Origin of the sequence: Streptomyces sp. NPDC060027, assembly GCF_042737005.1 — a bacterium.
GTDB lineage: Bacteria > Actinomycetota > Actinomycetes > Streptomycetales > Streptomycetaceae > Streptomyces.
This window is the reverse complement of sequence record NZ_JBHWVI010000359.1, coordinates 3,401-5,542: the sequence shown is the minus strand read 5'-3', so window position 1 is coordinate 5,542 and position 2,142 is coordinate 3,401. Positions and strand designations below refer to the sequence as shown.

Below are 2,142 nucleotides of genomic sequence, written 5' to 3'. Positions count from 1 at the left end.
CTCACAACGGCGCTTTGTCATCTTCCTTGCAGAGGACCTTACGCACTGCATCGCCTGCATGGGCTGACAGACGACCTCATTGTGTTAGCCGTTGTTACATTCGACCAGGGCGCGTCACGCCGTCGGAGCCGTTTGCCGCCTGCAGCACACCTGTCGGGCCACGTCCCCGACGTCAAGATCGGCACCTGCCCGGGACGGCCAAGAGATCCGATCAACGTTGAGTAGGCGCTACCCGGGTAAGGCTCAAGTGGACCGGGCGTCCGTTGCGGCACCGCGCGTGCGCTGTTGTCCATCCCACTGAGAGCTGGCTCACAGACCCACGGCCGTGTCCGTGGCAGGCAGGGGCTGGACGGACGGATCGTCGCACAGCATCGAGATGAACCAGCGTCCGGCCGCGTCCTGCGACACGGTCACCGTCGAGGGGGACACGCCGGCGGGCAGCGGCCTCGACCAGACGATGTCCAGCGGCTCGGACATCTTCGCAAGCGTCAGCTTCCCGTCCCGGAAACGGAACGCACTGCTGGTGTACTCGGCGGACTTCCGCGACTTCTTCCGGGACTTGAACCGCGGGTACTTCGCCCGCTTGCCGAAGAAGTTGGTGAACGCCACCCGCAGGTGCCGCAAAGCCTGCTGCAACGGAACCGACGACACCTCGTTCAGGTACGCCAGTTCCTCGGTCTTCTTCCAGACCGTCAACATCGCCGAGGTCTGGTAGTAGTTCACCCGCTCCCGCCGCGCCCACGCCTACGTACGCGCGGCCAGCGCCAGATTGTAGACCTTCCGCACACACCCGAACGTGCGCGACAGCTCGGCCGCCTGCACATCGGTGGGATAGAAGCGGTACTTGAACGCCCGCTTCACGTAAGTGGCCACGGCCCACAAACTAGCGCCAACGTCAGCGAAGAATCGAACCCGCCGGTCAGAGCACTGGGATCCGCCTCGACGGCGAATCCCAGCCCGCTGCCCTGCTCCGCAGGAGTCCGTTTCTCCCCCGCAAGCGGGAGGTACCCCCACCCCGGCCTGAAGGCCGGGGTATCCACGGAGGAGTTCCGATGAACGCTGCCCCCTCACCCACCCGTCGGCGCGCATGAGTAGACGAACGATGCTGCAGCGGCTTCTGACCTCGGGCTCAGTACCTCCAAGGTGGCTCGAGCCCGGCGTACGCCTTGGCCGCTGAAGCTCCACTTCATCTGCAGGACGACATCTCGTTGTCCCCGGGCGAGACGCTCCTGCAGGACTCCGGAGCGTGTTCCGTCGCTTCGCAGCCACTGGTAGCGAATGGTGCCGCCGGCTCCGTTCGTGCCCAGTTCAGCTTTGAATGTTGCCGTCTGCCCGCACGACAGCCGCTTGGTTGATGTGGTCACGGACAGTTCAGACACCTTCAGATCGTGCAGCGGCAGGTAGTGCCAGCACAGAAGGGCGAACACCGCGATGACCGTTACTGCAATTACCCCTGCCCACCTGCGAACACTGCCGCTTCGGCTTCGTCTCCGATGCCGTCCGGTCTTGCGTTCGGGGGTCCCGGGCCCAAACTCCACCAGCGTTGGGGCGGTGGGAGCAGACCTGTCGACTATCCACGTGGTGTGCTCCCTCAGAGAAGGGAAGACGCCTTCGCCGGTATCCGGCGAACCGGCGGTGATGGTCTCCTGTCTGTCCATGGGGATAGCGGGCCACAGATCGTCGAGATAGGTGGGCAAACTGGTGTCGTCCCACTGTTCAGGGTTATTGGGCGTCATCTGAGAATCCCGGGACATGTTGCTACTGGCGTCTTCTGGTAGGGGCGGCCAAGCACGGGGCCAGCCTGGGAGGTTGCCAACACGCCCCAATGTGACGCGTCCGTGCATGAGCGGGGGGCGAAGAGATGAGAGACCTCTATCTCGTAATGGTTCGCGCCCGATAGCGTGTAGAGCTGCGGAGGACCATCTGCTTGTCCCGGAGAAGCCGCGGTACTGGCACTGAACGCAGCAAACCACGCGATCGTCAATTCGACCGGACCAACTCCGTTGGTGTTCACCACAACAGTCGCCTGGCCCAGGCCATCCTCTGCGGCGGAGAACTCAGCCAATTCGAGGGAGACTACTGATGCGCTGCGCGGCGGTGTGTCGTTGCCGGACACAGGTGATGGCGAAGCCGGCGCAGACG

Annotated in this window: 1 protein-coding gene and 1 pseudogene; both read right to left on the bottom strand. The window is 64.0% G+C overall.

Features of this window, described 5'->3' with window-relative positions:
• Positions 1-312: 312 nt before the first annotated feature.
• Positions 313-873, bottom strand: a pseudogene (locus tag ACFWBT_RS41455) (RNA-guided endonuclease InsQ/TnpB family protein); the annotation flags it as partial.
• 194 nt (positions 874-1,067) lie between these two features.
• Entirely contained in the window at positions 1,068-1,736 is a 669-nt protein-coding gene (locus ACFWBT_RS41450) for a hypothetical protein (RefSeq protein ID WP_385709554.1), read from the bottom strand.
• Positions 1,737-2,142: the final 406 nt, after the last annotated feature.